This is a genomic window from Mesorhizobium sp. WSM4836, from assembly GCF_055811815.1.
Window position 1 is genome coordinate 57815 of the sequence record NZ_JBVVQF010000018.1, and the last position, 25920, is coordinate 83734.

Here is a 25920-nt window from a genome sequence, read left to right on the forward strand (position 1 = left end):
TCCACAACCCAATCGAGGTTTTCTGAGCCCGCATGCCTGCCGAGATTCGCAAGGCCCGCGCGTCCGACGTCGATGACCTCGCCGCCATCGAAAAAGCCGTTTTCTCGAGCGATCGCATTTCTCGCCGCTCCTTTCGCCAACTGATCGAACGCGACACCGCCGAACTGCTGGTTGGCGAAAGCGATGGCCGCGTCGCCGGCTATGCAGTCGTGCTGTTTCGCAAGGGCAGCGGCGTTGCGCGGCTTTATTCGATCGCCGTCGGTCCATTTTTCGGCGGCCGTGGCGTTGGCCGGCTGCTGCTGGAAAAGGCCGAAGCCGCCGCTTTCGAGCACGGCCGCATGATGCTTCGTTTGGAAGTCCGCGAGGACAACCCGCGCGCGATCCAGATCTACGAGCAGAGCGGCTACCGCAAGATCGGCCGCGAGCTGGACTATTACGAGGATGGTGCCACGGCGCTGCGCTATGAAAAGACCTTGCGCGGCGACATTCCGGTCGCCACCGAAGTGCCGTTTTATCAGCAGACTTGTGAATTCACCTGCGGACCATGCTGCATGATGATGGCGATGGCTTACTTCGGCCCCGGATTCGTGCCGGACCCGGTGATGGAAATCAGGCTGTGGCGTGAGGCGACGACCGTTTTCATGATGTCGGGGCCGGGCGGCTGCGAACCGTTCGGGCTCGCCGTCGCCGGCCATGAGAGCGGGCTTGCTGCTGAGATCTATGTCTCCTTCTACGGCGCGCTGTTCCTGCAATCGGTGCGCAGCGAGGACAAGCGCCGGGTCATGGAGCTGGCGCAGGTCGACTTTCGCCGCCGCGCGGAACTTTACGGCATCCCGGTGAATTACCGTTCATTCGGGCTTGACGACATTCGCACCGCGATCGCAGAGGGAAAACTGGTGCTGGTCCTGATCAGCGGCTTCCTGATGTTCGGCAAGAAGGTTCCGCACTGGGTATTGGCCATCGGTGACGACGGCGATCATATCCTGATTCACGACCCCTGGGTCGAGGACGAGAGGCAGGAGACGATCCTCGATGCTGCCAACATTCCCGTGCCTTACGGCATCTTCATGAACATGGCGCAATTCGGCCGCGACGGATTGCGCGCCGCCATCACTCTCGGAAAGCGCGACAGCCAATGACCTGGGTCATCCTTACCGGCCGGCAGAACGATCTCGACCAGGTGGCGACGCCGCATAAGATCATCACCAATCGCGACTACCTTGCCCATCCGGCACTCTTTCGCGGCCAGCGGCCGAAGGTCATCAACCTGTCGAACAATTACGGCTACCAGAGTCGCGGCTATTACGCGTCGCTGCTTGCTGGTTCGCGCGGCCATAAGGTCATCCCGACGGTCGAAACGATGATCGACCTGTCGGAGCGCAAGCTCTATGAGCACGCGTTGCCGGAACTCGAACTCGCACTCAACAAGTGCCGCAAGGACCTGGGCGGCGCTTTCCCGCAGAAGGTCTGCATCTTCTTCGGCATCGGACCGTCCAGGATCTGGGACCGCTTCGCCAAGCTGCTGTTCGACTGGTTTCGTGCTCCGGCGCTCGAGGTCCACATCAGGGACAGCGCCGAATGGGCCTCGATCCGCAAGATCGGCTTCCATCCCCTGGCCAGGATGACCGAGGACGAGGAGACGCACTTTCTCCAGTGCCTCGAGACCTACACCAACCGCGAGTGGCGCGACACCAAGGGTCGCACGCCGGCGCGCTACACTTTCGCCACGCTGGTCGATCCGCATGAGGAACTGCCGCCGTCGGAGATTTCGTCGCTGCGCCACTGGGCCAAGATCGCTGAAAAGATGGGCGTCGAAATCGAGCCGATCACCAAGCGGGATCTGGCCAAGCTCGCCAACTACGACGCGCTGTTCATCCGCGAGACCACCTCGATCTCCAACCACACCTACCGCTTTGCCCGCCGCGCCCAGCAGGAAGGCATGCCGGTCATCGACGATCCGCTGTCGATGATCCGCTGCACCAACAAGGTCTATCTCAACGAGCTGATGACCTACAACAAGGTACCGGTGCCGCCGACGGTGATGATAGCCGGCATCTCGGATCTGGAACTTGCGGCCCAGACGCTGGGCTTTCCGCTGGTGCTGAAGATCCCGGACTCGTCGTTTTCGCGCGGCGTCAAGAAATGCGGCACCTTCGAAGAGTTGAAGACGCTCGCTGCCGAATGGCTGGAGGATTCCGACCTCCTGATCGCGCAAAAATTCATTCCGACGGAATATGACTGGCGCGTCGGTGTTCTCGGCGGCCAACCCTTGTTTGCCGTCCATTATCTGATGGCCAAGAAACATTGGCAGATCGTCAATCACAAGGCCAACGGCAAGCCCGACCAGGGCGGCATCAAGACCTTCACCCTGAAGGAAGCGCCGGCCCATGTCGTCGAGACGGCGGTCAGTGCGGCGCGCTGCATCGGCGACGGCCTCTACGGCGTCGACCTCAAGGAGACCAGGGACGGCGTCTTCGTCATCGAGGTCAACGACAACCCCAACCTCGACCACGGCTGGGAAGACTCCGGCGAAAAAGACGAGGTCTGGGTGCGGCTGACGCAGTGGTTCCTGGAGCGGCTGGACCGGCCGGGCCGATGACATCCGAATTTTAGGGGAAAAAATGCTGTTCTTCGTAACCGAGGATTTTCGCGGCTGCGACCGCAAGGAGATCTACCGCCGTTTTCGCGACCAGGGCCGCCTGAAACCGGACGAGCTCCCCGTACACCACAGCTGGATCGCAGCGGACATGAGCCGCTGCTTCCTGCTGGTGGAGGCCGATGACATCACGCTCCTGCAGCGGTGGGTCATCGAATGGGCGGATCTGGTCGAATTCGAGATCGTTCCCGTGGCTACGAACAAAGATATGGTGGAGGCATTGACCGGACACCTCTGACCTGCGCTCGATTTGACGAGATATATCCAGACATTGCCTTGAGATGTCTCACGCTGAGCCGCTGGCTCGCCAGCCTGTCGCGCTCAGCCGGACTGTCTGACCGTCGCGCTCGACTTCAGCAGCCGGTTGATGTCCGACGCCTTTGATGGCACGCCGATCAAGTAGCCCTGAGCCTCGACACAGCCCTCCTTTTGCAGGAAGTCAAACTGCGATTCGGTTTCGACACCTTCGGCGGTGACGGTGATGCCCAGCTGTGCGCCAAGTCCGATGATGGTGCGCACGATCGCCGCGGTATCGCGGCTGTCGATATCGCTGATGAAGGAACGATCGATCTTGATCTTGTCGACGGGAAAGCGCCTGAGGTAGCCCAGCGAGGAATAGCCAGTGCCGAAATCGTCCAGCGCGATGCGGACGCCCAGATCGCGTAGTTGCCTGAGTGTCTTAATCACAAGATCACTCTCGTCCATCAGCACAGTTTCGGTGATTTCCAGTTCAAGCCGGTTGGCCGGCACGCCCGAGAACGCCAGTGCCGAAATGACGCTGCGGGCAAAGGTGCCGCTTTTGATCTGCACGGCGGAGACATTGACTGCGATGCGCCAAGGCGCCAAGCCTGCCGCGGTCGTGCAGGCTTTTCGCAGCGCCCATTCTCCAAGCGGCACGATCAGCCCGGTCTCCTCGGCGGCCGGAATGAAGTCGTCGGGCCGCACCAGGCCGCGCACCGGCGAACGCCAGCGCATCAAGGCTTCGGCACCGACGATTTCGCCGGAGGCGATGTTCATGATCGGCTGGAAATCCAGCTCGAAATCGCGGCGCGACAGCGCTGCCCTGAGATCGATTTCGAGCGCCCGGCGTGCCCGCACCATCGCATCCATGGCTGGTTCGAAGAAGCGGTAGAGGTTGCGCCCTTCGCTCTTTGCCCGATAGAGCGCCATATCGGCGTTTTTCAGCAAAGTATCGGCGTCCTTGCCGTCACTCGGAAACAGCGCGATGCCGACACTGATGCCGACGCGCATGTCGTGTCTCTTGTCGCGAAACGGCTTTCCGATGATCTCGACGATACGTTTGGCCAGCTTTTCCGCGTCGCCCGGGCTTTTGAGATTGAACTGGATGATGACGAATTCGTCGCCGCCAAAGCGGGAGACAACGTCCGTTTCATTGCGCAGGCAGCGTTGCAGCCGTTCGGCCACGCATTTCAGCAACCAGTCGCCGGCGGGGTGACCCCAACTATCGTTGACTGCCTTGAAGTGATCGAGGTCGAGCGAGAATATCGCCAGCGATCCGTCTCTCGTCTCGCTCAGGGCTTGGTCGAGCCGTTCGCGAAGCATCGAGCGATTGGGCAGGTTGGTCAGTGTGTCGTGGTGCGCAAGATGGGTCATGCGCTCTTCCACACGCCTGCGCTCGGTGACGTCGTCGAAGGTCGCGACCCAGCCACCGCCGCTCATCGGCCGGCGCGCAACCAGCAGCGTCCTGCCGTCGGCGAGATGGCGATGCGTAACGTGTGTTTTGCCCGCCCGCAGGCAGGCTTCGATTTGCGAGATTTCGCTGTCGGGGTCGAGCTTTGTGTAAATGCCCAGTTCCAGCAGCCGCTTGAACGCATCACGGTGGCTCATGCCAAGCGGAAAGTCGGCCGGCCTGACATGATAGAGTTCCAGGAAGCGTTCGTTGCGCACGATCAACTTGCCGTCCGCATCGTACATCAAAAGGCCTTGCGACATGTTGGCAAGTGCCGCGTCGAAACGGCGGTGCTGCTCCTTCAACTCCTGCTCGGCGCGCCGTTGCTCGGTGATGTCCTCGTAGATCGATACCCAACCGCCTGACGCCAGCGGCCGGTGCGAAATGTTGACGATGCGCCCGTCTGCAAGCGTTTCCTCATAGGTGGAAGGTTTTGCCTGGTCGATATAGGGCTTGCGGACGGCATAGAGTTGCTCAGCGCTTTGCGAAGCGATGCCGATGTCCACGCTGTGCTGGAGGATGTCGAAAAACCGGATGCCGGGCCGCACCACTTCGGCGTCGAGGCGAAAGACGCTGATGTAGTTCCTGTTGCAGATGATCATCCGTTCATCGGCATCGAACATGCACAGACCATGCGACATGTTCTCGACCGCTGCAGAAAAACGCTCATTCTGTTCGCGCAGCTCGTCTTCAATAGGTTGCGGCCGACCAACGCCTTTGGCCCTCCGTCGGCGGACGGACGAACCAGCCTTGATACCGGCAACGGGCATGAGGCAAGCCTATGGACCATGGTTAACCACGGCACTGTTATCCCTGCCGGTTAATTTACCGTTTTCAGCCGGCTGGAACGGCAGTCTGGCGTCGCGACTTTTCGATCGCCGCAAAGCGTTTGAGAAAGGCAGTCTGCGCCCAGGTCACCGAGCGCGGCGCGACGTCGAAGCGCTCGGCGTTGAAGCCGCGCGGCCTGCCGAAGAACTCGGTCGCCTCTGCCGTCGAAAACCCCGCAAGCAGCGTTGCTTCGAAATAAGCGGCGATCTGATCCGCTCGCTTGATTTCCTTGCGCAGTCCCGCGTCGAGTTCCGCCGGCAGTGAAAAGCGTAGATGGATGGCGCGCTGCAGCCTGATCTCGCAATCCCTGTAGCTGCCGCCCATCACGGACTTGAACGGCGAGATCATGTCGCCGATGACATATTCCGGCGCGTCGTGCAGCAGCGCCGCCAACCGCGCATCGGCGTCGGCATCCGGCATCAGCTCGCCGACAAGCGTTTCGACCAGCAACGAATGCTGGGCGACCGAAAAGGCGTGCTCGCCTCTGGTCTGGCCGTTCCAGCGCGCGACGCGGGCAAGGCCATGGGCAATATCGGAGATCTCGATGTCGAGCGGCGAGGGATCGAGCAGATCGAGCCGTCGCCCTGACAGCATGCGCTGCCAGGCGCGCGGCGGCGCCCCGGCGCGATCGGCCGCCATCAGGCCTCCTCCGCGCCGACGGCTTCCTGCGGAAAGCTGAATTTCGCCCAGGACGGGATAGCGAGCGACAAGGCGACGCCGTCAGCCAGGATCGGCAGGCCGGCGTCGAGCGCTGCCTTGACCCGGTCGATGCGGGCAATGGCGAGGCCTGTCCTGCCGGCGGTCGAGCCAAGCGTGCCGACCGGTCGCCCCTCCACGGTCAAGTCTGCTCGCGAAGTGGGCAACGGGCGTTCGGCCGCGACAATCAACACTCGACGCCTGGCAGTGCCGCGATGCTGCATGCGCGAGACGACCTCCTGGCCGACGTAGCAGCCTTTCTTGAAGCCGACTCCGCCGATCTCATCGAGCAGCACGTCATGCGGAAACGCGTCGCCGAGTTGATAGTCGCTGCCGCTTTCGGCAATGCCATGGGCGATGCGAAAGGCTTGCCATGCGGCAAGGTCGCCTCCTTCTGCGGTGCCATCATAGAAGCGCTTGACGATAGCATCGACGAACCGCGCATCGGCAAACGGTGCTGATTCAAATTGCGAGGCAGTTGAATCGCTTTCCCATAGGACGGTCACAACCGGCTGATCCAGCTTGGCAATTACGACTTTGGCGCGCAATTTGTAGAGCGTCAGCCGGCGAATGAAATCATCGGCGGTCTCGCTACGGCATTCGAGCCGGAAAGCATTTTCGCCGGCGCGCGAGATCAGGAAGTCGAAAAGGATCTTGCCTTGCGGCGTCAGCAGGGCGCCGGGCTTTGCTTCGGCGTTGCCGAGCGCGTCGAGGTCGGTGGTCAGGATGTTTTGCAAAAAGCGCTCGGCATCCGGCCCGGACACGGAAACGAGTGCGCGATCTCTGAGCGAGGCGAAGGGCATGGTGGGAAAACGAGCCTGATCTTGCAAAACTATCGGCCATTACGTAAGCCGCTGGCACTCCCCCCGCAAGAGACCGGATCCGCATGGCCCCCATCTACGATCTCATCCTGACAGGCGGCACCGTGGTCAATCACGACGGCGAGGGTTTTCGCGACGTCGCTATCAATGATGGGCGCATCGCTGCCATCGGCGACCTTCGCCAGGCATCCGCGGGCGAGACGATCGACTGCCGCGGGCTGCACATCCTGCCGGGTGTCATCGACAGCCAGGTGCATTTCCGCGAGCCGGGACTGGAGCACAAGGAGGATTTGGAGACGGGCTCGCGGGCAGCGGTGCTTGGCGGTGTCACCGCCGTCTTCGAGATGCCGAACACGAACCCGCTGACCACCAGCGAGGCAACCCTCGCCGACAAGATGCGGCGCGCCACCGGCCGGATGCATTGCGACTTTGCCTTCTGGGTCGGCGGCACCCGCGACAACGCAAAGGACACCGGCGATCTCGAGCGGCTGCCGGGTGCGGCCGGCATAAAAGTGTTCATGGGCTCGTCCACCGGCGACCTGCTGGTCGAGGACGACGAAGGCGTTGCCTCGATCCTGCGAAACACACGCCGCCGCGCCGCCTTTCACTCCGAGGACGAGTTCCGGCTGCGCGAGCGGCTTGGCCAGCGCGTCGCGGGCGATCCGTCGTCACATCCGGTGTGGCGCGACGAGATCGCTGCATTGCGCTGCACGGAGCGCCTGGTGCGCATCGCGCGCCAGGTCCGCGCCCGGATCCATGTGCTGCACATCTCGACCGCCGAGGAGATAGGCTTCCTCGAACGGCACAAGGATGTCGCGACCTGCGAGGCGACGCCGCATCATCTGACGCTGAGCGCCGATGATTATGCGCAACTCGGTGCGTTGATCCAGATGAACCCGCCGGTGCGCGCCACGCGCCATCGCGAGGGGGTCTGGCAGGGTATTGCGCAAGGCGTTGTCGATGTCCTCGGCTCGGACCATGCGCCGCACACGCTGGCCGAGAAAGCAAAGCCTTATCCGGCATCGCCGTCCGGCATGACGGGCGTGCAGACCCTGGTACCGATCATGCTGGACCACGTCAACGCCGGCCGGCTGACGTTGCAGCGCTTTGTCGACCTGACGAGCCACGGCCCGCAGCGTATTTTCGGCATCGCCAGGAAAGGCCGTATTGCCGCCGGCTACGATGCCGATCTGACCATCGTCGATCTGAAGCGGCGCGAAACCATTGCCAACGCCCTGCAAGGCTCCAAGGCCGGTTGGACCCCTTATGACGGCAGGCAGGTGATCGGCTGGCCGGTCGGAACCATCGTTCGCGGCCGGCGCGTGATGTGGGAAGGCGAGATGGTCGCGCCGAGCCAGGGTAGGGCGGTGGAGTTTTCCGAGGCGTTGGCGGGCTAAGCTCCTGCCTCGATAAGGGCAAGGCTAGACCACTCAATCCCCGGCGACGAAGAACGTCCATTGCCCGCTCGGTGTGATGCCGACGCGGTAGAAGATGTAGGCACCAAACTGCTTCATATCGTCATAGTCGCTGGCGGTGACGATCTTGAACAGCTCGACCCGTTGTCTGGCGTCGAGCTTGTCCAGCGGCAGGGCGAAGAAATAGGGCCAGACATAGAGATCCTGCGGCGTGCCGGCATCGACATGAACGAAGCCCGCATTGAGCACCTCTTCCAGGATGGCGAGAATCTCCTGGCCTTCGGTATCGCCCGAAAGGCCTTTGAGGAACGTGATCGGGTCGCCCTCGATGTCGCCCAGCGACAGTTGGGTCATCATGTCTCCCGTGCCGATCAGCGGCCGAAGTCTTTCGATGTCGCCGCTTTTGCACGCATCGACGATCAGATCGTGCATGCGCCTGACCGGTTCGGGCAATTTAGCAAGGTCGTAGACGACTTCGGGCACCGGCGCGTCCGGGTCGACATGCGGATTGGCCATGCCGCCATCCTCCGCCGGCCCTTTCGGTTCGGCTTGTTCCGGCTCATCGGATGGAGTCGGCTGGCTGGCTGCAGGTGGCGTGGTGCCGAGTGGGCCGGGCATCGGCACGGTACTTCCGGACGGCGACATGTCGCCGTCGGGCGGCGGTGTGACCGGCGAAGGCAGATCTTCGCGCTTGATCTCGCTGAGGGCGTGAGCGGGACAGCTCGCAAGAAACAGTGCAAGGGGGATCGTGGCGCAGGAAGCAGTAAGCCAAATGCTGAGGACCAGGCCGCGCGGCTTGCCTGCTATCGAAAAATTCACCGCCCGTTACTCCCTGGTTCCAGCCCGTCCATGTGCCCGGACATGATGTCCGGCGGCGCGCCATCGTCGAAGAACCGGGGTCAGTGCCGCAACCTTTCGGGCTCGAACGCCCCGGCAATCACCTTTTCACGCATGCGATCGAGCAGGGCAAGCGCCGAGGTCTCGCCATTGGTTCGCAGCATTTCGCCGAAGGCCGTTTCGAGGGCTGCCTCGGCGATGATTTCTGGCTCGATCCCGGCCGACAATCCTTCTGCCCAGGCTTCGCTGTGGCTTTCCACGGCGGTCAGGCGCTTTTCTTCCCTGACCAGCGCGTCGATGTCGTTGACGCCATGTTCCATTGCGATGTCCACCCTTTCAAGCGGTGATCCGTTGGATAGGGATCAAGCTTGGGTTTGTCCCTTTTACACGCAGGCGCAGTAAGTATTTGTAAATGCGACATTTTTTTGGTCGTCTTCTACAAATTCCATCGCATCCAGCAAACCTGCGTCCGATCCGTTTCAAACTTAGCCGATTAGGCTTGGCAAGGGGACGGAAACCTTCAGTTTGAGTTAATTTCACATTCGCGCGCTAACGTTTCGTTAACATAGTTGCAAAAGTGCAACATCAGGTTTGCACCAAGGCCTCACCCGAGGCAAGCGGAGAAGTGTCGAACGCGTCCGCCGCCCACAGCGCCGACGCTTTGCCGGAAAGGCAGCTGCCGCTGTCAGTTCCCGTAGCGCGAGGCGATGGCCCGAGACAATGTCTCGCCTTCCTTCATGTAGCGGCTGATGGCTTCCGTCGCCGAGGCGGTGCATTGTGTATAGGTGCCGCCGAACGATCGGTAGCCGCGGTTGAAGCTGGCGATGAAGCGGGCGCGCCGCTCCGGGTCGGGATTCTCCGAAGCGATCAGCTTCTCCATCTCGACGCGCCACTGGTCGCCCTTCTCACCGCAGAGATTGCGCAGGAAATGCAGGGAGCCAAGCACCTCCGCCAGCCGCATCAGCCCGGGCTCAAACGGGGCCTCGGCGCTGAGCGCCGGCCGCGCGCCGACAGCCATGCTGACGGCGAGGCAGGCGGCAAGAAACGGTGATGTGCGGTTCATGAGTCCTTGTGCTGAAACAATTTGTCGCCTGCAAGGCGATTCTCTGGCTCAGGTCTCGCCGTCCTTGTTGGGGCCGAGTAGATCGTCGGCAACTTCAAACACTGCATCGGTGAGCGGCATCGTCGTCATTTCGGCCAGCGAATAGAAAGCCGCGGTTTCGGCGTCATCACTGGCCACCGCCTCGCCGCCGGCATAATTGGCCGCAAATACCGTCAGCCGGTAATCGACCGGATGCCCGTCGCCGCTGCCGTCGATCTGGATTTCCCGCAGCGGCCGGTAGCTGCGCGCCTGCAATCCGGTCTCCTCCAGCAATTCGCGCCGTGCTGCTTGTGCCAGCGTCTCGCCGGCTTCGACCTTGCCGCCAGGAAAGGCATAGAGGCCCTGCGAGGGCGGCCTGGCCCGCTTGACCAGCAACACCGTGTTCTCGCGCACGACGCAGACCGAGACTGCCGGAATGATCTTGCGTGCTCCCATGGCTCCGGATCGCTCTATTGGCATAGCCCGTTGTGGACCGGCCGTCGGCGAGCAGCTTTAGCGGTTGCGAAAGGCAGGTTCCACCGTCACTTTCACATGCCACCAATTCGAGAGTTGAATTCATGTGCGGACGCTTTGCCTTGATCGCCACTCCAGACCAGACCGCCGCCTTTCTCGGGCTGGTGGGACTGGAGGAGTTTCCGGCCCGCTACAATATCGCGCCGACGCAGCCGGTACTGATGGCGCTCGCCGGATTGCCGCAGGCGCCGGGCTCGAACCTGCCCGACCGCCGCTCGATGCTGGTGCGCTGGGGCCTGATCCCGGCCTGGGTCAAGGATACGCGTAACTTCCCGCTGCTGTTCAACGCGCGTTCCGAGGGGCTTCGGAAAAGGCGTCGTTTCGCGCCGCCATGCGCCATCGCCGCGCCCTGGTACCGGCGTCGGGATTCTACGAATGGCACCAAACCGGTGGCAGAAGAGGGCAGCCCTATTGGGTGCGGCCAAGGCACGGCGGGCTTGTCGCCTTCGCCGGGCTGATTGAGACCTATGCCGAGCCGGGCGGCTCGGAAATGGACACCGGGGCCATTCTGACCGCCCACGCCAGTGCCGATACTGCCCATATCCACGACCGCATGCCGGTAGCGATCCATCCCGAGGATTTCGCGCGCTGGCTGGATTGCCGCACGCTCGAGCCGCGCGACGTGGCCAATCTGCTGAGACCCGCCCTGCCCGATTTCTTCGAAGCGATCCCGGTTTCCGACCTCGTCAACAAGGTCGCCAATACTGGACCGGAGATTCAGGAGAAGGGCGTCGTCGAGGCCGAGCCCGAGAAGGTCACGCGCCAGAAGTCCGGCGCGAACGACAGTCAGATGAGTTTATTTTAGCACAAGCTACTATTACTGGTTCGCCGTGAGCGCCTCAATCTTTCCGGCATTCTCAGGCAGCGCGCGGCGAAACGATCTTCTGCGTCGGCTTCTTCTTCTTCGCGGTGTGCAAAAGAGCTGCGATGATTGCTGCCGGGCCGATCGCCCGGTAATGGCTGGCGAGCGCCGGTTGCTTGGCACTGTTGGACTCTTGCTTAGGCATTGTTCTCTTCCCTGGTAATGTCTTCGTGTCCGCGTTTGCTGGTGGAATCCGACCAAATCGTGACGCTTGCTGATCTGGCCGGCGAATGTTTCATGCAAGTGCCAACCTGTTTAATAAAATGTTTCAGTGGCTCAATTCCTGTGAGCCAACGATATTTTTGGCGAAGGTAGCGACTTGACGGCAACACCGGGCAAGGCGATAAAGCCGGCCATGAGAACGTCTTTCGTCATTTGTGGCATTTGCATTATCGGCTAGCCTCGCGCTGGTCCTGGACGTTTTCGCCTCATCTCCTCCCAGATTGGACAAACGCCCCGGCCAGCAGGCTGGAGCCCGATTTGCGCCTCGGCGTAACCGACTCCATCCGGAGCACGATCCCAAAAGATCGTGCTCAACCAAAGTAACGCACCGGGAACGCACCTATGTCTGACGCATCGAACAGCCTGCGGCTCTACAACACGCTAACGCGGAGCAAGGAGGATTTCTTCCCGATCGATCCGCGCAATGTGCGTATGTATGTCTGCGGCCCGACGGTCTACGACTTCGCCCATATCGGCAATGCGCGGCCGGCGATCGTCTTCGACGTGCTGTTCCGTTTGCTGCGCCATCTCTACGGGCAAGCGCACGTCACTTACGTCCGCAACATCACGGACGTCGATGACAAGATCAACGCCCGCGCACTGCGTGATTTCGGCGACGAGATTGCCTCTGGCAAGCTGTCGCTGAACGAAGCGATCAGGCGAGTCACCGAAAAGACCGCCGGTCAGTTCCACAAGGACGTGGCGGCGCTCGGTTGCCTGCAGCCGACGGTCGAGCCGCGCGCCACCGAGTTCGTCGAGCCCAGGCCCGACGGCAAGGTCGACATGATCTTCTTGATTCAACGCTTGATCGAACGCGGCCATGCCTATGTCGCGGCTGGAGAAGTCCTGTTCGACACCGCTTCCATGCCGGACTACGGCCAGTTGTCGAAGCGCAATCTCGACGAGCAGCAGGCCGGCGCCCGCGTCGCCGTCGATGCGCACAAGAAGAACCCGCAGGATTTCGTGCTGTGGAAACTGTCGTCGCCCGAGGAGCCGGGCTGGGACAGCCCGTGGGGCAGGGGTCGGCCGGGCTGGCACATCGAGTGCTCGGCGATGTCGGCCGCCTATCTCGGCGAGGTCTTCGACATCCATGGCGGTGGCATCGACCTGATCTTTCCGCACCACGAGAACGAGATCGCGCAGTCGCGGTGCGCCCACGGCACCGAAACGATGGCCAAGGTGTGGATGCACAACGGTTTCCTGCAGGTCGAAGGGCAGAAGATGTCCAAGAGCCTGGGCAATTTCTATTCGATCACCGAATTGCTGGAGACGGAAACCTTTGGCGGCCGCAAATGGCCGGGCGAGGTGCTCAGGCTGGCGATGCTGATGACGCACCATCGCGAGCCGATCGACTTTTCCGTGCGCAAGCTGGAAGAGGCGGAGAATACGCTACGCAAATGGAAGCGGGCGGCCGATCTGGCGCCGCCGGCGGCGAAGCCGGTGCCGGCGGATGTGATCGAAGCGCTCTCGGACGACCTTGCCACCTATGCCGCATTCCAGTTGCTGACGCAGTTGGCTGGCGATGCTGTTGATTTCAACACTGGTAGCGCCAACGCTGTCGCCGAAGACAATGATGCTGCCGCTTCACTGAAGGCATCGCTGTTGTTCCTCGGCTTCGACGTTGCAACAGCCGAGGTGGATGAAGACGCCATTGCCAAAGCGATCGCCAAACGCCTCGCGCTGATCGCCGCCAAGAACTGGGCCGACGCCGACCGCATCCGCGACCAGTTGCTGGCGCAAGGCATACAACTGAAGGACGGCAAGGACCCCGTCACCGGCGAACGTATCACAACCTGGGGGGTAAAAAGATGATCGATCATCTCGGCATCACCGTTTCGGATTTCGATGCGTCGAAGGCTTTTTACGACAGGGCGATGGCGCCGCTCGGCGCCTCGCTGCTTTACATGGTGCCGCAGGAATATACCGGCGGTGCTAAGGTCGGCGGCTACGGCCGCGACCGGCCGGTGTTTTGGCTGCACGCCGGCAAGGACAAGCCGAAGGATCATCAGCATGTCGCTTTTACCGCGCGCAGCCGCGCCGAGGTCGATGCCTTTCACGCCGCCGCGATCGCTGCCGGCGCCAAGGACAATGGCGGGCCGGGTCTGCGCCTGCACTACCATCCGAACTATTATGGCGCTTTCGTCCTCGATCCCGATGGCAACAATGTCGAGGCGGTCTGCCATGCTCCGGAGTAGTGCGCGATGAGCCTTGACAACAGACCGGTGTATACGGGCGGCTGCCAGTGCGGGGCGGTGCGCTTCCGCGTCGAAGGCGCGCTCGGTGACGCTTCCGTCTGCCATTGCCGTATGTGCCAGAAGGCGAGTGGCAATTTCTACCTGCCGCTGGTTTCCGTGCGCGGCGCCAGGCTCGATTGGACGCGCGGCGATCCGAAACGCTTCCGCTCTTCCAATGCGGTGTTGCGCGGTTTCTGCGCCGAATGCGGCACGCCGCTGACCTTCGAAGCGCCCGACGGCGTGGCGCTCGCCATCGCCGCATTCGACCACCCCGAGGAAATCGCGCCGACGATCCAATGGGGTGTCGAAGCCAAGCTCCCGTATGTGGATCATGTTCACGAATTGCCCGGCGAGGAAACGATGGCCGACGTCTCGTCTGCCTCCTATCTCGCAGATCTCGTCTCTTACCAGCATCCCGACCACGACACCGAACAATGGCCGCCGGAGGAAAGATCATGACCGAAACCGTTCGTACAGGCGGCTGCGAGTGCGGCGCCGTGCGCTTCCGTATCCACGGCGCGCTCGGCCGCGCCTCGATCTGCCATTGCCGCATGTGCCAGAAACAGTTCGGGTCATTTTTCAGCGCACTGGTGACAGTGCCGAGCGACGGCGTCGAATGGGTGCGGGAGGAGCCGAGTTATTTTCAGTCGTCGGTCAACATGGATCGCGGGTTCTGCGCCCGTTGCGGCACGCCGCTGACCTACCGCCAGCCCGGCGCGCTGGAGATCGCCATCGGCGCCTTCGACGATCGATCCGATCTGGCGCCGCAGATCCAGGTCAACTACGCCGCGAGGCTGCCTTGGGTCGAGACGATCTTCGATGCGCCGATCCATGACGACCCCGATTTCTACGCGCGACAGGAATCCATCATCTCCTTCCAGCATCCCGATCACGAGACGGCCAACTGGCCGCAGCAGGGCCTGAAACTATGAGCAGCGAATTCCGTACCCTCTATTCCGAAATCGAAGCTTTCGAGTCCGGCATGCTCGACGTTGGCGATGGCCATCAGGTCTATTGGGAGCGCTCCGGCACCCGGGGTGCCAAGCCGGCTGTATTCCTGCACGGCGGGCCGGGTGGCACCATTTCGCCAAAGCACCGGCGGCTTTTCGATCCGAAGTTGTACGACGTCATCCTGTTCGACCAGCGCGGCTGCGGAAAATCGACGCCCAATGCCTCGCTTGAAGCCAACACCACCTGGCACTTGGTCGCCGACATCGAGCGCCTGCGAAAAATGTGCGGCTTCGACAAATGGCTGGTGTTCGGCGGCTCGTGGGGTTCGACCCTGGCGCTGGCCTATGCCGAGAAACACCCCGAGCGGGTCACCGAACTGGTCGTGCGCGGCATCTACACGCTGACCCGCGCCGAGCTCCAATGGTATTACCAGTTCGGCGTCTCGGAGATGTTCCCCGACAAATGGGACCGGTTTCTGGCGCCGATCCCGGCGGCCGAGCGCGGCGACATGATGGCTGCCTACCGCAAGCGCCTGGTCGGCAGCGATCCTGCGGCGCGGGTCGAGGCCGCTCGGGCCTGGAGCCTATGGGAGGGCGAGACGATCACGCTGCTGCCGGAACTGGAAACCAGTGGTCCCTTCGGCCAGGATGATTATGCCCTGGCTTTCGCCCGCATCGAGAACCACTATTTCGTCCATGCCGGCTGGCTGGAAGAGGGACAGCTGCTGCGCGACGCATGGAAGCTTAAGGATATCCCGGGTACCATCGTTCACGGCCGCTACGACATGCCGTGCCCGGCGCGCTATGCTTGGGCGCTGCACAAGGCGTGGCCGAAAGCGGATTTCCATCTGATCGAAGGCGCCGGCCACGCCTATTCGGAGCCGGGCATCCTCGACACGCTGATCCGCGCGACGGACCTGTTTGCCGGGAAATGACCATGGCTCGCGAGCGCCTTTACCTGTTCGACACCACGCTGCGCGATGGTCAGCAGACGCCGGGCATCGACTTTTCCGTCGAGGACAAGATCGCCATCGCCAAGCTGCTCGACGAGTTCGGCATCGACTACGTCGAGGGCGGCTACCCCGGCGCCAATCCGACCGACACCGCCTTCTTTGCCGAGCGTCGCACAGCCGATGCCAAGTTCGTTGCCTTTGGCATGACCAAACGGGCAGGAGTGTCGATCTCGAACGATCCCGGCCTCGCCGCGCTGGTCCAGTCGAAGTCGGACGCCATCTGCTTCGTCGCCAAGAGTTGGGACTACCATGTCCGCATCGCGCTCGGCTGCACCAATGAAGAGAACCTCGAAGCTATCAAGGCCTCGGTCGAGACCGCGCTCAATGCCGGCAAGGAGGCGATGGTCGACTGCGAGCATTTCTTCGACGGCTTCAAGGCCAACCCCGATTACGCGCTGGCCTGCGCCAGGACGGCTTATGAAGCCGGTGCGCGCTGGGTGGTTCTGTGCGACACCAATGGCGGCACGCAGCCCTCCGAGGTGCGCGCCACCGTCGAAAAGGTGATCGCGGCCGGCATACCGGGCGACCATCTCGGCATCCACGCCCATGACGACACCGGTCAGGCGGTGGCAAATTCGCTTGCCGCCGTGGAGGCCGGCGTGCGCCAGATCCAGGGCACGCTGAACGGCATCGGCGAGCGCTGCGGCAACGCCAACCTGATCTCGATCGTGCCGACATTGGCGTTGAAGCCGGCCTTTTCGGGCCGCTTTGCCACGGGCATTTCGGCAGAGGCGTTGACCGGTATATCGCGCCTGTCCCGCGCCTTCGACGAGTTGCTGAACCGCGCGCCGGAAGCGCAGGCGCCCTATGTCGGCGCCTCCGCTTTCGCCACCAAGGCCGGCATCCATGCCTCGGCGCTGGCCAAGGAGCCGGCGACCTACGAGCATGTGCCGCCAGAGACTGTCGGTAACCGCCGCCGCGTCATGGTTTCGGACCAAGGCGGCAAGGCCAATTTCCTCGCCGAACTGAAACGGCGCGGCATCGACATGCCCCGGGACGATCACCGGCTCGACGCGCTGATCGCCGTGGTCAAGGAGCGCGAGGCCGAGGGCTATGCCTATGAAGGCGCCGACGCCAGCTTCGAACTTCTGGCGCGCAAGATGCTGCACGGCCTACCGGAATTCTTCCGCGTCACCTCATTCCGCTGCATGGTCGAGCGCCGCTTCGACGCGAACGGCCAGTTGAAGACGGTCTCGGAGGCGATCGTGAAAGTGCTGGTCGAGGGCGAGGAGAAGATGTCGGTGGCCGAAGGCCATGGCCCGGTCAACGCGCTTGACATTGCGCTGCGCAAGGATCTCGGCAAATTCCAGAGCGAGATCGCCGATCTCGAGTTGGCCGACTTCAAGGTGCGTATCCTCAATGGCGGCACCGAGGCGATCACCCGCGTGCTGATCGAATCGCATGACGGCACCGGTGCGCGCTGGTGGACGGTCGGCGTCTCCGAAAACATCATCGATGCTTCGTTCCAGGCGCTGATGGATTCGATTGTCTACAAGTTGATGAAGAACCGCGATATGGCGGGATTGGCGGCGGCGGAGTAGCGTTGAACCATCAGCGAGACTCCATTGATCCATCAGCAATTTGCGATGGTTTTGGGCAAGCCGCTGGCGCATAGCCTTGGGCCATGGCTACCCAAGCACTTCAAACCGAGGCCGATACCAAAGCTCGTCGCGGCTTCCTGCTGGCGCTCGGCGCCTACCTGCTTTGGGGGCTGCTGCCCTTCTACATGAAGGCTGTCGCGCATCTGCCGCTGGCCGAAGTCATCGCCCACCGGATCGTCTGGTCGGTGCCGATCGCGGCCGCCGTCCTGGTCTGGGCCGGCCGCACTGCCGATTTCAAAGCGGCAGTTCGTTCGCCGCGCATCATTTCGATGGCGGTGCTGACGGCGGCGCTGATCTCGGTCAACTGGGGCATCTATGTCTGGGCGATCGCGGTCGACCGCACGATCGAGACCGCGCTTGGCTATTACATCAACCCGCTGGTCAGCGTCGTTGTCGGCGCGCTGCTGCTCGGCGAGCGGCTCGATCGCCTGCAGATCGCGGCGGTGTTGCTCGCGGCAATCGCCGTCGCGGTGCTGACCATCGACGCTGGCAAGCTGCCCTGGGTGTCGCTGGTGCTGGCCTTTTCCTTTGCCGCCTATGGCTTCTTCCGCAAGACGCTGCCAATCGGCCCGAGCCAGGGCTTCCTGCTAGAAGTGCTGCTGCTGTCGGTGCCGGCACTCGGCTACATCGTCTTCCTGATCGCCACAGGACAGGATCATTTCGTCTCCAACTCGCTGAACGACACCGCTTTGCTGATCGGCTGCGGCCCGGTCACCGCCGTGCCGCTGCTGTTGTTTGCGTTCGGCGCCAGGCTGCTGCGCCTCTCCACCATCGGCATCATGCAATATATCGCGCCGACAATCGTCTTCCTGATCGCGGTGCTGATCTTCGGCGAACCCTTCGGCAGCGTTCAGGCCGTCGCCTTTGGCCTGATCTGGACAGCACTGGCGATGTATTCCTGGTCGATGTTTTCTTCGGCGCGCAGGTCAGGAGTGGGGAGTGAATAGTGAATGGACGGGCGCCGGTTTGGAGGTCGTGCACTTCACTACTCACTACTCACTACTCACTCCTCACTCCTCACTACTCACCATTCACTCTACATCTTCTCAATCACCGACTGCACGCCCTCCGTCGGTGCATCGACGGAGGAACCCGCCACCATGATGACGGCGACGATTGCTTCCGGGTCCTCGACCACCAGCGGCTTGACCCTCTGTGCCGTGTGGATGAAGCCTTCCGTTGCCATGTGGTCGAGCAGCGCCAGCATCGGATCCCAGAATCCTCCAACGTTACCGAAGACGATAGGCTTGCGGTGATGGCCGAGCTGCGCCCAAGTCATGATTTCGACAATCTCCTCGACCGTGCCGATGCCGCCGGGCAACGCCACAAAGGCGTCGGATTTCTCGAACATCCTGTGTTTGCGCTCGTGCATGTTGTCGGTGATCACGAGCTCGTCGAGCCGGTTAAGCGCGGTTTCGGTCGCCTCCCGGTTGATCAGAAAACGGGGAATGATACCCGTTACCTTGCCGCCGGCTTTTAATGCCCCTTCAGCGACGGCACCCATGATACCTTTAGTGCCACCGCCATAAATCAGGCGCAGGCCGGACTTGGCGATCGAGCGGCCAAGCAGGTGTCCGGCCTTGATATAGGTTTCATCTCGGCCCGGGGACGAGCCGCAATAGACGCAGACAGATCGAATCGTGTTCATGTTATGATTGGTGATAGGGACTATTGGCATGGTCAAGCCCTGGGGCGGGCTTTTTCTTGTCGGCTTTGGTAAAACAGGCTAGACCGAAATTAGGTGGCTAAGGGGCAGGGAAACATGGCAATTAATCCGTTGAAGGCGTTTTTGTTCGCGGCTGGCGGTTCTGTCGCCGCGGCGGCAACCGCCTATGTATCGGGCGCACTCGACCCGTATCTCAATCCCACCCCGCCTGCGGAGGTCGCGGCGCTGACGCCCCCGGCTTCGGAACCGGCCGCTCCAGCGACCGAGGGCCGGCTGCCGCCTGCGCCCGCAGCGTCCACCGATGCGGCAGGGCCCGCCGTGCCGGCCGCAGCAGGTGCAATCGTGCCGACCTTCGACATCGTGCGCGTCGAAAGCAACGGCTCGATCGTCGTCGCCGGCAATGCGGCGCCCAACGCCAAGGTCGAGATTCTCAACGGTTCGACTGTGCTCGGCTCGACGGTCGCCGGTCCCGACGGCGCCTTTGCCATTATTCTCGACGATCCGTTGAAGCCTGGCGACTACACGATCACGCTGCGCTCGACGGCTGGCAATGCCGTGACTGCATCGGCGCAGACCGCCGTTGTTTCGATCCCCCAGAATTCCACCGGCCAAGTGCTGGCAATGGTCGAGGAGCCGGGCAAGCCGTCCGAACTGCTCACTGTTCCGGCCCCTGAGGCAAAACCTGATGCCTCGCCGCCTGCCAACGGCACCGAACTGCCGGCCGCCGCCGCGCCGGCGTCAGCCGCCCCCGCCGCCATTGCAGCCGCGCCGGCTCCGGCGGCGCCCGCCACACCAGCAGCGCCCGCTGTTCCCGCGACGGAGCCCAAGATCGTCGTCGAAGCCGTCGAAATCGACGGCAACAAGATTTTCGTTGCCGGCGTCGCCGATCCCGGCCGCAAGGTGCGCGCCTATGCCAACGATATCCTGCTCGGCGACGCGAAGACCTCGCCCGACCGCCACTTCCTGGTCGAAGCGACACGCGACATCCCGGTCGGCACCTACACCATCCATGTCGACGCGCTCGACGCCGACGGCGTGACGGTGGTGGCCCGTGCCGCCGTGCCGTTCGAACGCGAGCCGGGCGAGGCGGTTGCCGCCGTGGCGCCGGCCGGGCCAAAGCCTGCCGAAGTAAAGCCAGCCGAGCCGACTGCGCCGGCGACCGAAGCCGCGCAGGCTACACCGGCAACAGCCGCCGAAACGCCCGCACCCGCCCCCACTCCTGCGACCGAGGCCCCGGCAGAAATGGCTGTCGCGATGCCTCCGGGCGAAACTCCCGAGGCCGTGGCTCCAAAGCTCGAACATGCCGATGGCGCAGTCATCATCCGCCGCCACGACACGCTGTGGCGGATTTCGCAGCGTGTCTATGGCCAAGGCATGCGCTACTCGACCATTTATCTCGCCAACCAGGACCAGATCAGCAATCCGAACCGCATCTGGCCGGGGCAGGTGTTCAAGGTGCCGGAGAAATCGAAGGAAGGCGAGCCCGCCGATCTCAAGGCAATGGGTGACCAGATGAGGACGGCGCCAGCCAAGGCCGAGTAGCGTTCTGCCCATCAGGATAGCTTGCGGCGGGGCCAGTCATCGTTTATCGCCGATGGACGATGACCGAATCTCCCCTCGTAACGGACCGACGCCGCGCGGTAGATGAACGCGCGCCGGCCAACTGCACACCGGATAGCCGCGCCGTCGCTGTCCGGCTCGCGGCCCTTTCGCATCCGGCGCGGATCGACATTGTCAAACACCTGTCCGCCAGTCGTTCCTGCTGCTGTCGCGAGGTCGTCGAGCATCTCGATCTGGCGCAGTCCACCGTTTCCCAGCATTTGAAGATACTGGTCGAGGCCGGTCTGATCCGCTTCGAGCCTGACCGCCAGCGCTCGCGCTATGAGCTCGACCGTGCCGCGCTCGCCGATGTTTCGGCATCGCTGGCCGCGCTGGTCGATTCCTGCTGCTCCGGCCGCTAAGACATAAAAGGTAAACAAGAATGGCCGAGAAAACCGTTTCCGCCGAATCCGGCTCGACCTTCAGAACGTTGCGCAATCTCTGGCCTTATATGTGGCCGGCCGACCGCGCCGATCTGAGGGCGCGGGTGGTGTGGGCAACCGTGCTGCTGGTTGTCGCCAAGCTGACCCTGGTGGCCGGACCCTATTTCTTCAAATGGGCGACCGACGCACTGGCCGGCGATAGCAAATCGCCGCCGCCGCTGCCGGCCTTCCTGCTGGCGCCGGTCATGCTGGTCGTCGCCTACAACGCCGTGCGGCTGGTGCAACTCGGTTTCAACCAGTTGCGCGACGCCCTGTTTGCACGGGTCGGCCAGCATGCGGTGCGGCGGCTCGCCTTCCGCACCTTCGTGCACATGCACGAACTGTCACTGCGCTTCCACCTCGAACGGCGCACCGGCGGACTGTCGCGCGTCATCGAGCGCGGCACCAAGGGCATCGAGACGATCGTCCGCTTCACCATGCTGGCGACGGCGCCGACAATCGTCGAATTCGCGCTCACCGCCGGCATCTTCGCCGTGACCTATGGCTGGCTATACGTCTTGGTGATCGCGGTCACGGTATGGCTCTACGTCTGGTTCACCGTCAGGGCGAGCGATTGGCGTATTTCGATCCGCCGCGAGATGAACGACAGCGACAATGAAGCCAGCACGAAGGCGATCGATTCACTGCTCAACTACGAAACAGTCAAATATTTCAACAACGAAGCCATGGAGGCCGAGCGCTTCGACCGTTCCACGGCGCGCTATGAGTTGGCGGCGACCAGGACCTGGACCTCGCTTGGCTGGCTGAACTTCGGCCAAGGTGTGATCTTCGGCATCGGCATGACCGTCGTCATGGTGATGTCGGCGCTCGAGGTCAAGGCAGGCACACAGAGCGTCGGCGATTTCGTCTTCGTAAACGCCATGCTCATGCAGCTTTCGGTGCCGCTGAATTTCATCGGCATGATCTACCGCGAAATTCGCCAGGGCCTGACCGACATCGAAAACATGTTCGATCTGCTCGACGTCAAGCGCGAGATCGTCGATCGGACGGGCGCCGAGCCACTGGCCGTCGATGCCGGCAAGGTCGAATTCCGTGACGTGCATTTTTCCTACGACTCCAACCGCAAGATCCTGAAGGGCATCAGCTTCGAGGTGCCGGCCGGCAAGACGGTGGCCATTGTCGGTCCCTCTGGAGCCGGCAAGTCGACCATTTCGCGGCTTCTGTTTCGCTTCTACGACATCCAGCGCGGCAAGATTCTGATTGACGACCAGGACATTCGCGACGTGACGCAGGAGAGCTTGCGCGCCGCCATCGGCATGGTGCCGCAGGACACGGTGTTGTTTAACGACACCATCGCCTACAACATCCGCTACGGCCGCACCGGCGCCAGCGAAGAGGATGTGCGCATGGCGGCAGAACTGGCCCAGATCGGACCGTTCATCGAGCGGCTGCCAGACGGCTATCGCTCAATGGTCGGCGAGCGCGGGTTGAAACTGTCCGGCGGCGAGAAGCAGCGGGTGGCGATTGCCCGCACCATCTTGAAGGCACCGCCGATCCTGATGCTCGATGAGGCGACCTCGGCGCTGGACAGCCACACCGAGCAGGAGATCCAGGCGGCACTCGACCTGGTCAGCCAGGGCCGCACCACCCTCGTCATCGCCCATCGGCTGTCTACAGTGATTTCGGCCGACGAGATCATCGTCCTGCAGGACGGCCAGATCGCCGAGCGCGGCACCCATGCCGCCTTGATGGTCAAGCGCGGCCTTTATGCATCGATGTGGGACCGCCAGCGCGAGGCAAGCGAGGCCGAGGAGCGGCTGCGCATTGCCCGCGAAAGCGACGAGTTCGGCGTCGTCGTCCGTCGCCGCACCTCGGAGGTGAGCTGAAAATTCGTGCTTGACCTCAACTTAAGTTCAGGTCGTAAGCCGTTTTGGATCGTAGCAGGATGCGTCGTTCGAAAACGGAGACAATCGATATGAATGGGATAAATCAGGCAGTTAGTGGCGGCAGCGTATTCCGGGTGGACAAGTTTGTTGTTCCGGCCAACGCCCGCGAGGAGATTCTTGCCAAGGTCCGCATGACGCATGAATTGCTGCGCCAGCAGCAAGGGTTCGTCCAGGATTTCCTGCTCGAGCAATTCTCGGGGCCGGGCGAGTTCAACCTGGTGACCATTGTCGAATGGGAAGGGCAGGCCGCCGTCGACAAGGTCGTGCCGATCATCAAGGCCGCGCATGAGCGCAGCGGCTTCAATCCTCAGGAGACCATTGCGCGACTTGGCGTCAAGGCCGATATTGCCAACTATCAGCGGATCCCCGGGGTGTAAGCTCTCTACGGCCAGCCGGCGCCCGGCGCAGTAGCGTCGACCCTGAGCACTTGGCCGGTACGGGCATCGCTGATCATATGTTCGAAGCCGCGCCATTCGGCGGCCACGATGAACAGCGTTTTTCCCTCAATGCCGCCGAGCATGCAGGCAAAACAACCGCGATCGACGTCGACGCTTTCGAGCATTGTGCCGCCCTCGCGCACCCGCACGCAATGTCTGTTCGGAACGTCGGCGTACCAAGCCGCGCCTTCGGCATCGAGGCAGATGCCGTCGGGAAAACCGTTGCCTAGATTGGCCCAGATCCTGCGGTTAGAAAGGTGGCCATCGGCAGCGATGTCGAAGGCGGTCAGCCGGTTGGCGTGGGACTCGGCAACGATCAGCGTCTTGTTGTCAGGCGTCACTGCCATGCCATTGGCGAAGGCGAGGTTCTCAGCCACTTGCTGAACCGAGCCGTCAGGCGCAACCAGCACGATGGTGCCGGGGCCGAAATGCTGGCCGGGAGCCGGAGCCGGTCCACCGCCATTTACATAGATGTTGCCGCGCCCCTCGACGACGATCTCGTTCCACGGGCTCTTCGACAGGTGTCTCAGATCGGCATGGGTGACCAGCTTCCCGTCTGCCTCCTGCCTGAGGATCAGCCCTTCGCGGCCGGACACGACAAGCAGGCGCCCGTCCGGAAGCCAGTCAATGGAATAGGGCAGGGTGGCCGGCACGGTGAGCCCGATCTCGCTGTTCCCTAGGGCGTCAACGGCGATGATCTGGCCGGTTCCCCAGTTGCAGAACCAAAGCCTGCCGTCATGCCAGCGCGGCGACTCGCCGAAGGCCAAGCCGTCCATCACCAGTTGCACTTGCCTAGCTGCTGATTTCTGCATGGGCCGAGAACCTCCAGATTTGCGCAAATCGTCATGGCCGGAAGGCCATGAGAGGCGCTGTCCTGCCAAGGACGGACGAGAGTGCGGCGTTCCGACAAGGAAGGGTGGCAACGGCGTCGTTATGTTTGACCTGAGTAGCTGCGCAGAACCGCTCGTTGCGCCGTGCGCCGCCGCTCATCCTTCTGCAATGAAGTATAGCCGGCCGGTGCTTGCGGACGGGAAAGTCAAATGCAAGAATCACGTTGGCCCGCAGAAATCGTGTTGTGGCAAGCAGGAAGGGCATTTGACGTGTTCGAAAGATTTCCCCGCTGGGCCAAGAAGAAATTTCAGCAATCAGCGACCATTTCACCGGTTCGGTCCAAGCAGTCATTCGCGGGCAAGCCCTCATCTTCGGTGATCGTGCCGCGTTCAGTCGTGGAAGACGCGGCCGACAATCCTTTCGCCCTCATTGTAGCCGTCAGAGAATTCATCGAAGCCATGCTCTCGCAAGGCATTTACCGTTCCAACGAAATCAGCCCCAAGGCAATGCAGGCCTGTCATGCCGATGACTATTTGGCTGAGGTCAACAATGGCGGCCATAGCCAGTTCATCTATAATTCTGGCGAAGAACTCGACACGGTCATTGCCGACGCACGCGCCGCCCTCGCTGAGATGGGCGCGCACGGACAACTGGCGACTTTGGACCAGATGGCTGCCTGGGTCGGGGAGCACCCCGAGGAGACTGAGGAACAGACAGGCTTCGAAGGCGGTACTGACGATCAGCTCAGTACGCTCGACCATTTATTCTACCAAGCCGATCAGGCCGCATCGATGCTCGCTCTATCGGCGCGCTGGATAAACTCATGGCCTGAACTCGCAATCGTTGAGGATGCCGACTACGGAGAAGCCATCCATCAACTGGCCATGGCCAATCCCCGGCGCGAGCCGAGGCTACTCCATCGTTCTGTTGGCAAGCTGGTCAACCAAATGACGGGCTGGCGTGATATCGGCGTCGGCCTTGCATGCGCCGAGGCGCCCAGGCCCGAGGTCAAGCTGGCGCTCGGCATGGCAAGGGTGCTGGACGTCGAGGGCGAAAAATTGTTGGCTTTTCAGCTGCGCACCAATGCCAGGGAGCCGCGTCTAGCCGTCGCCACGCCCGCGCATGCGGCCGTCTATGAATATATCGGCCCGGAGGATCCGTCCGTCGCGCGTCCGGGCGAGAATCCATTCGCTGCCGGCGCCCCGCGCGTCGGCAAGAGACTTGGCCGGGTTGAAGCGCAGGCAATAGAAACGGTGCTCGAATTGGCCGCAGCCTATCATGCGCCGATCGCTGCCGACCTCTTGCTGCGCAGGGCCGGGTTCGATCCGACCGATGCTGTCGTCTCTGCGAACTCGGTCGTGGCTAGGGAAGGCGGCACGGTTGTGAACTGGGTGGTTATGGCCGACGGGCATGTATTCTTCCTCCAGTCGACCCCGAAAGGCGGCGTGCTACGCGGCAGCCACGAAGAGAGCTTGGCGGAGGCCGATCGGCGCGAGTTCGAGGAGTATTTCGACCAAGCGGCGGCAGCGGGTGCCTGAGTGGATTTCGCTTGGCCGTTCTGAGACGGCGACGACCGCCACCTCCAAGCGCTCCCATTGTCGCGTTGCGACCGCGGGGT

The 25920-nt window shown here is 62.4% G+C and carries 26 protein-coding genes and 1 pseudogene; 17 read left to right on the forward strand and 10 right to left on the reverse strand.

Going from position 1 to position 25920, the window contains the following annotated elements; all coding sequences use genetic code 11:
- Nucleotides 1-32: 32 nt before the first annotated feature.
- From AC0L2P_RS20745 to AC0L2P_RS20755, 3 genes are read left to right on the forward strand one after another with little or no spacing between them, the layout of a single operon-like run.
- Entirely contained in the window at nt 33-1139 is a 1107-nt protein-coding gene (locus tag AC0L2P_RS20745; protein WP_473503526.1) for a peptidase C39 family protein, read from the forward strand.
- Nucleotides 1136-2599, forward strand: a complete 1464-nt coding sequence (locus AC0L2P_RS20750) for a RimK family protein (protein ID WP_473503528.1) — start codon at nt 1136-1138, stop codon at nt 2597-2599. The genes AC0L2P_RS20745 and AC0L2P_RS20750 overlap by 4 nt, the downstream gene beginning before the upstream one ends.
- A 22-nt stretch (nt 2600-2621) precedes the next feature.
- Nucleotides 2622-2894, forward strand: a complete 273-nt coding sequence (locus AC0L2P_RS20755; RefSeq protein ID WP_473503530.1) for a DUF3303 domain-containing protein — start codon at nt 2622-2624, stop codon at nt 2892-2894.
- A gap of 83 nt (nt 2895-2977) precedes the next feature.
- Here the strand turns inward: AC0L2P_RS20755 and AC0L2P_RS20760 are convergent, their stop codons facing one another.
- The 3 genes from AC0L2P_RS20760 to ygfZ all read right to left on the reverse strand — a co-directional run bounded on the left by AC0L2P_RS20760 (nt 2978) and on the right by ygfZ (nt 6673).
- Nucleotides 2978-5116, reverse strand: coding sequence for a putative bifunctional diguanylate cyclase/phosphodiesterase (locus AC0L2P_RS20760; protein ID WP_473503532.1), 2139 nt, complete (start codon nt 5114-5116; stop codon nt 2978-2980).
- Between the two features lie 64 nt (nt 5117-5180).
- On the reverse strand, nt 5181-5813 hold the full coding sequence (locus AC0L2P_RS20765; RefSeq protein WP_473503534.1) for a YfbR-like 5'-deoxynucleotidase: 633 nt from the start codon (nt 5811-5813) through the stop codon (nt 5181-5183).
- Entirely contained in the window at nt 5813-6673 is an 861-nt protein-coding gene (gene ygfZ, locus AC0L2P_RS20770; RefSeq protein ID WP_473503536.1) for a CAF17-like 4Fe-4S cluster assembly/insertion protein YgfZ, read from the reverse strand. Before ygfZ ends, AC0L2P_RS20765 begins: the two co-directional genes overlap by 1 nt.
- An 83-nt stretch (nt 6674-6756) precedes the next feature.
- On the opposite strand from ygfZ, the gene AC0L2P_RS20775 reads away from it, so the two are divergent.
- Complete coding sequence (locus AC0L2P_RS20775) at nt 6757-8088, forward strand: dihydroorotase (RefSeq protein WP_473503538.1); 1332 nt, start codon at nt 6757-6759, stop codon at nt 8086-8088.
- A gap of 33 nt (nt 8089-8121) precedes the next feature.
- Here AC0L2P_RS20775 and AC0L2P_RS20780 read toward each other — a convergent pair whose 3' ends face one another.
- From AC0L2P_RS20780 to AC0L2P_RS20795, 4 genes are all read right to left on the reverse strand, one after another.
- Complete coding sequence (locus tag AC0L2P_RS20780) at nt 8122-8925, reverse strand: hypothetical protein (RefSeq protein ID WP_473503540.1); 804 nt, start codon at nt 8923-8925, stop codon at nt 8122-8124.
- Between the two features lie 80 nt (nt 8926-9005).
- Complete coding sequence (locus tag AC0L2P_RS20785) at nt 9006-9263, reverse strand: hypothetical protein (RefSeq protein ID WP_023677749.1); 258 nt, start codon at nt 9261-9263, stop codon at nt 9006-9008.
- A 365-nt stretch (nt 9264-9628) separates the two neighbouring features.
- Nucleotides 9629-10006, reverse strand: coding sequence for a TIGR02301 family protein (locus tag AC0L2P_RS20790; protein WP_473503542.1), 378 nt, complete (start codon nt 10004-10006; stop codon nt 9629-9631).
- A gap of 48 nt (nt 10007-10054) precedes the next feature.
- On the reverse strand, nt 10055-10480 hold the full coding sequence (locus AC0L2P_RS20795; protein ID WP_473503544.1) for an NUDIX hydrolase: 426 nt from the start codon (nt 10478-10480) through the stop codon (nt 10055-10057).
- Nucleotides 10481-10602: 122 nt separating this feature from the next.
- Between AC0L2P_RS20795 and AC0L2P_RS20800 the strand changes: the two are divergent.
- Nucleotides 10603-11363, forward strand: a pseudogene (locus AC0L2P_RS20800) (SOS response-associated peptidase).
- 52 nt (nt 11364-11415) lie between these two features.
- On the opposite strand, the gene AC0L2P_RS20805 reads toward AC0L2P_RS20800, so the two are convergent.
- On the reverse strand, nt 11416-11565 hold the full coding sequence (locus tag AC0L2P_RS20805; protein WP_473503546.1) for a hypothetical protein: 150 nt from the start codon (nt 11563-11565) through the stop codon (nt 11416-11418).
- A 419-nt stretch (nt 11566-11984) separates the two neighbouring features.
- Here AC0L2P_RS20805 and cysS point away from each other — a divergent pair, with 419 nt between their 5' ends.
- The 7 genes from cysS to rarD all read left to right on the forward strand — a co-directional run bounded on the left by cysS (nt 11985) and on the right by rarD (nt 18387).
- On the forward strand, nt 11985-13454 hold the full coding sequence (gene cysS, locus AC0L2P_RS20810) for a cysteine--tRNA ligase (protein ID WP_473503548.1): 1470 nt from the start codon (nt 11985-11987) through the stop codon (nt 13452-13454).
- Nucleotides 13451-13837, forward strand: coding sequence for a VOC family protein (locus AC0L2P_RS20815; RefSeq protein ID WP_473503550.1), 387 nt, complete (start codon nt 13451-13453; stop codon nt 13835-13837). Before cysS ends, AC0L2P_RS20815 begins: the two co-directional genes overlap by 4 nt.
- A 6-nt stretch (nt 13838-13843) precedes the next feature.
- Complete coding sequence (locus AC0L2P_RS20820; protein WP_473503552.1) at nt 13844-14335, forward strand: GFA family protein; 492 nt, start codon at nt 13844-13846, stop codon at nt 14333-14335.
- Complete coding sequence (locus tag AC0L2P_RS20825; RefSeq protein WP_473503554.1) at nt 14332-14808, forward strand: GFA family protein; 477 nt, start codon at nt 14332-14334, stop codon at nt 14806-14808. The genes AC0L2P_RS20820 and AC0L2P_RS20825 overlap by 4 nt, the downstream gene beginning before the upstream one ends.
- Complete coding sequence (gene pip / locus AC0L2P_RS20830; protein WP_473503556.1) at nt 14805-15761, forward strand: prolyl aminopeptidase; 957 nt, start codon at nt 14805-14807, stop codon at nt 15759-15761. Before AC0L2P_RS20825 ends, pip begins: the two co-directional genes overlap by 4 nt.
- On the forward strand, nt 15758-17380 hold the full coding sequence (gene cimA, locus AC0L2P_RS20835; protein WP_473503558.1) for a citramalate synthase: 1623 nt from the start codon (nt 15758-15760) through the stop codon (nt 17378-17380). Before pip ends, cimA begins: the two co-directional genes overlap by 4 nt.
- An 83-nt stretch (nt 17381-17463) precedes the next feature.
- A complete protein-coding gene (rarD, locus tag AC0L2P_RS20840; RefSeq protein ID WP_473503560.1) occupies nt 17464-18387 on the forward strand; it encodes an EamA family transporter RarD in 924 nt (307 codons plus the stop codon).
- Nucleotides 18388-18476: 89 nt separating this feature from the next.
- Here rarD and AC0L2P_RS20845 read toward each other — a convergent pair whose 3' ends face one another.
- Entirely contained in the window at nt 18477-19088 is a 612-nt protein-coding gene (locus AC0L2P_RS20845; protein WP_473503562.1) for an LOG family protein, read from the reverse strand.
- Nucleotides 19089-19202: 114 nt separating this feature from the next.
- Between AC0L2P_RS20845 and AC0L2P_RS20850 the strand changes: the two genes are divergently transcribed.
- The 4 genes from AC0L2P_RS20850 to AC0L2P_RS20865 all read left to right on the forward strand — a co-directional run bounded on the left by AC0L2P_RS20850 (nt 19203) and on the right by AC0L2P_RS20865 (nt 23411).
- On the forward strand, nt 19203-20648 hold the full coding sequence (locus AC0L2P_RS20850) for a LysM peptidoglycan-binding domain-containing protein (protein WP_473503564.1): 1446 nt from the start codon (nt 19203-19205) through the stop codon (nt 20646-20648).
- 59 nt (nt 20649-20707) lie between these two features.
- Nucleotides 20708-21067, forward strand: a complete 360-nt coding sequence (locus AC0L2P_RS20855; protein ID WP_473503566.1) for an ArsR/SmtB family transcription factor — start codon at nt 20708-20710, stop codon at nt 21065-21067.
- Between the two features lie 20 nt (nt 21068-21087).
- On the forward strand, nt 21088-22974 hold the full coding sequence (locus AC0L2P_RS20860) for an ABCB family ABC transporter ATP-binding protein/permease (protein WP_473503568.1): 1887 nt from the start codon (nt 21088-21090) through the stop codon (nt 22972-22974).
- Between the two features lie 89 nt (nt 22975-23063).
- A complete protein-coding gene (locus AC0L2P_RS20865; RefSeq protein WP_473503570.1) occupies nt 23064-23411 on the forward strand; it encodes an antibiotic biosynthesis monooxygenase in 348 nt (115 codons plus the stop codon).
- A 5-nt stretch (nt 23412-23416) separates the two neighbouring features.
- Here the strand turns inward: AC0L2P_RS20865 and AC0L2P_RS20870 are convergent, their stop codons facing one another.
- Nucleotides 23417-24283 (reverse strand): SMP-30/gluconolactonase/LRE family protein, encoded by an 867-nt coding sequence (locus AC0L2P_RS20870; RefSeq protein ID WP_473503572.1) that lies wholly within the window; start codon nt 24281-24283, stop codon nt 23417-23419.
- 288 nt (nt 24284-24571) lie between these two features.
- On the opposite strand from AC0L2P_RS20870, the gene AC0L2P_RS20875 reads away from it, so the two are divergent.
- Nucleotides 24572-25840: a DMP19 family protein gene (locus tag AC0L2P_RS20875; RefSeq protein WP_473503574.1), complete on the forward strand. Its 1269-nt coding sequence runs from the start codon at nt 24572-24574 to the stop codon at nt 25838-25840.
- The last annotated feature ends 80 nt before the right edge of the window (nt 25841-25920 follow it).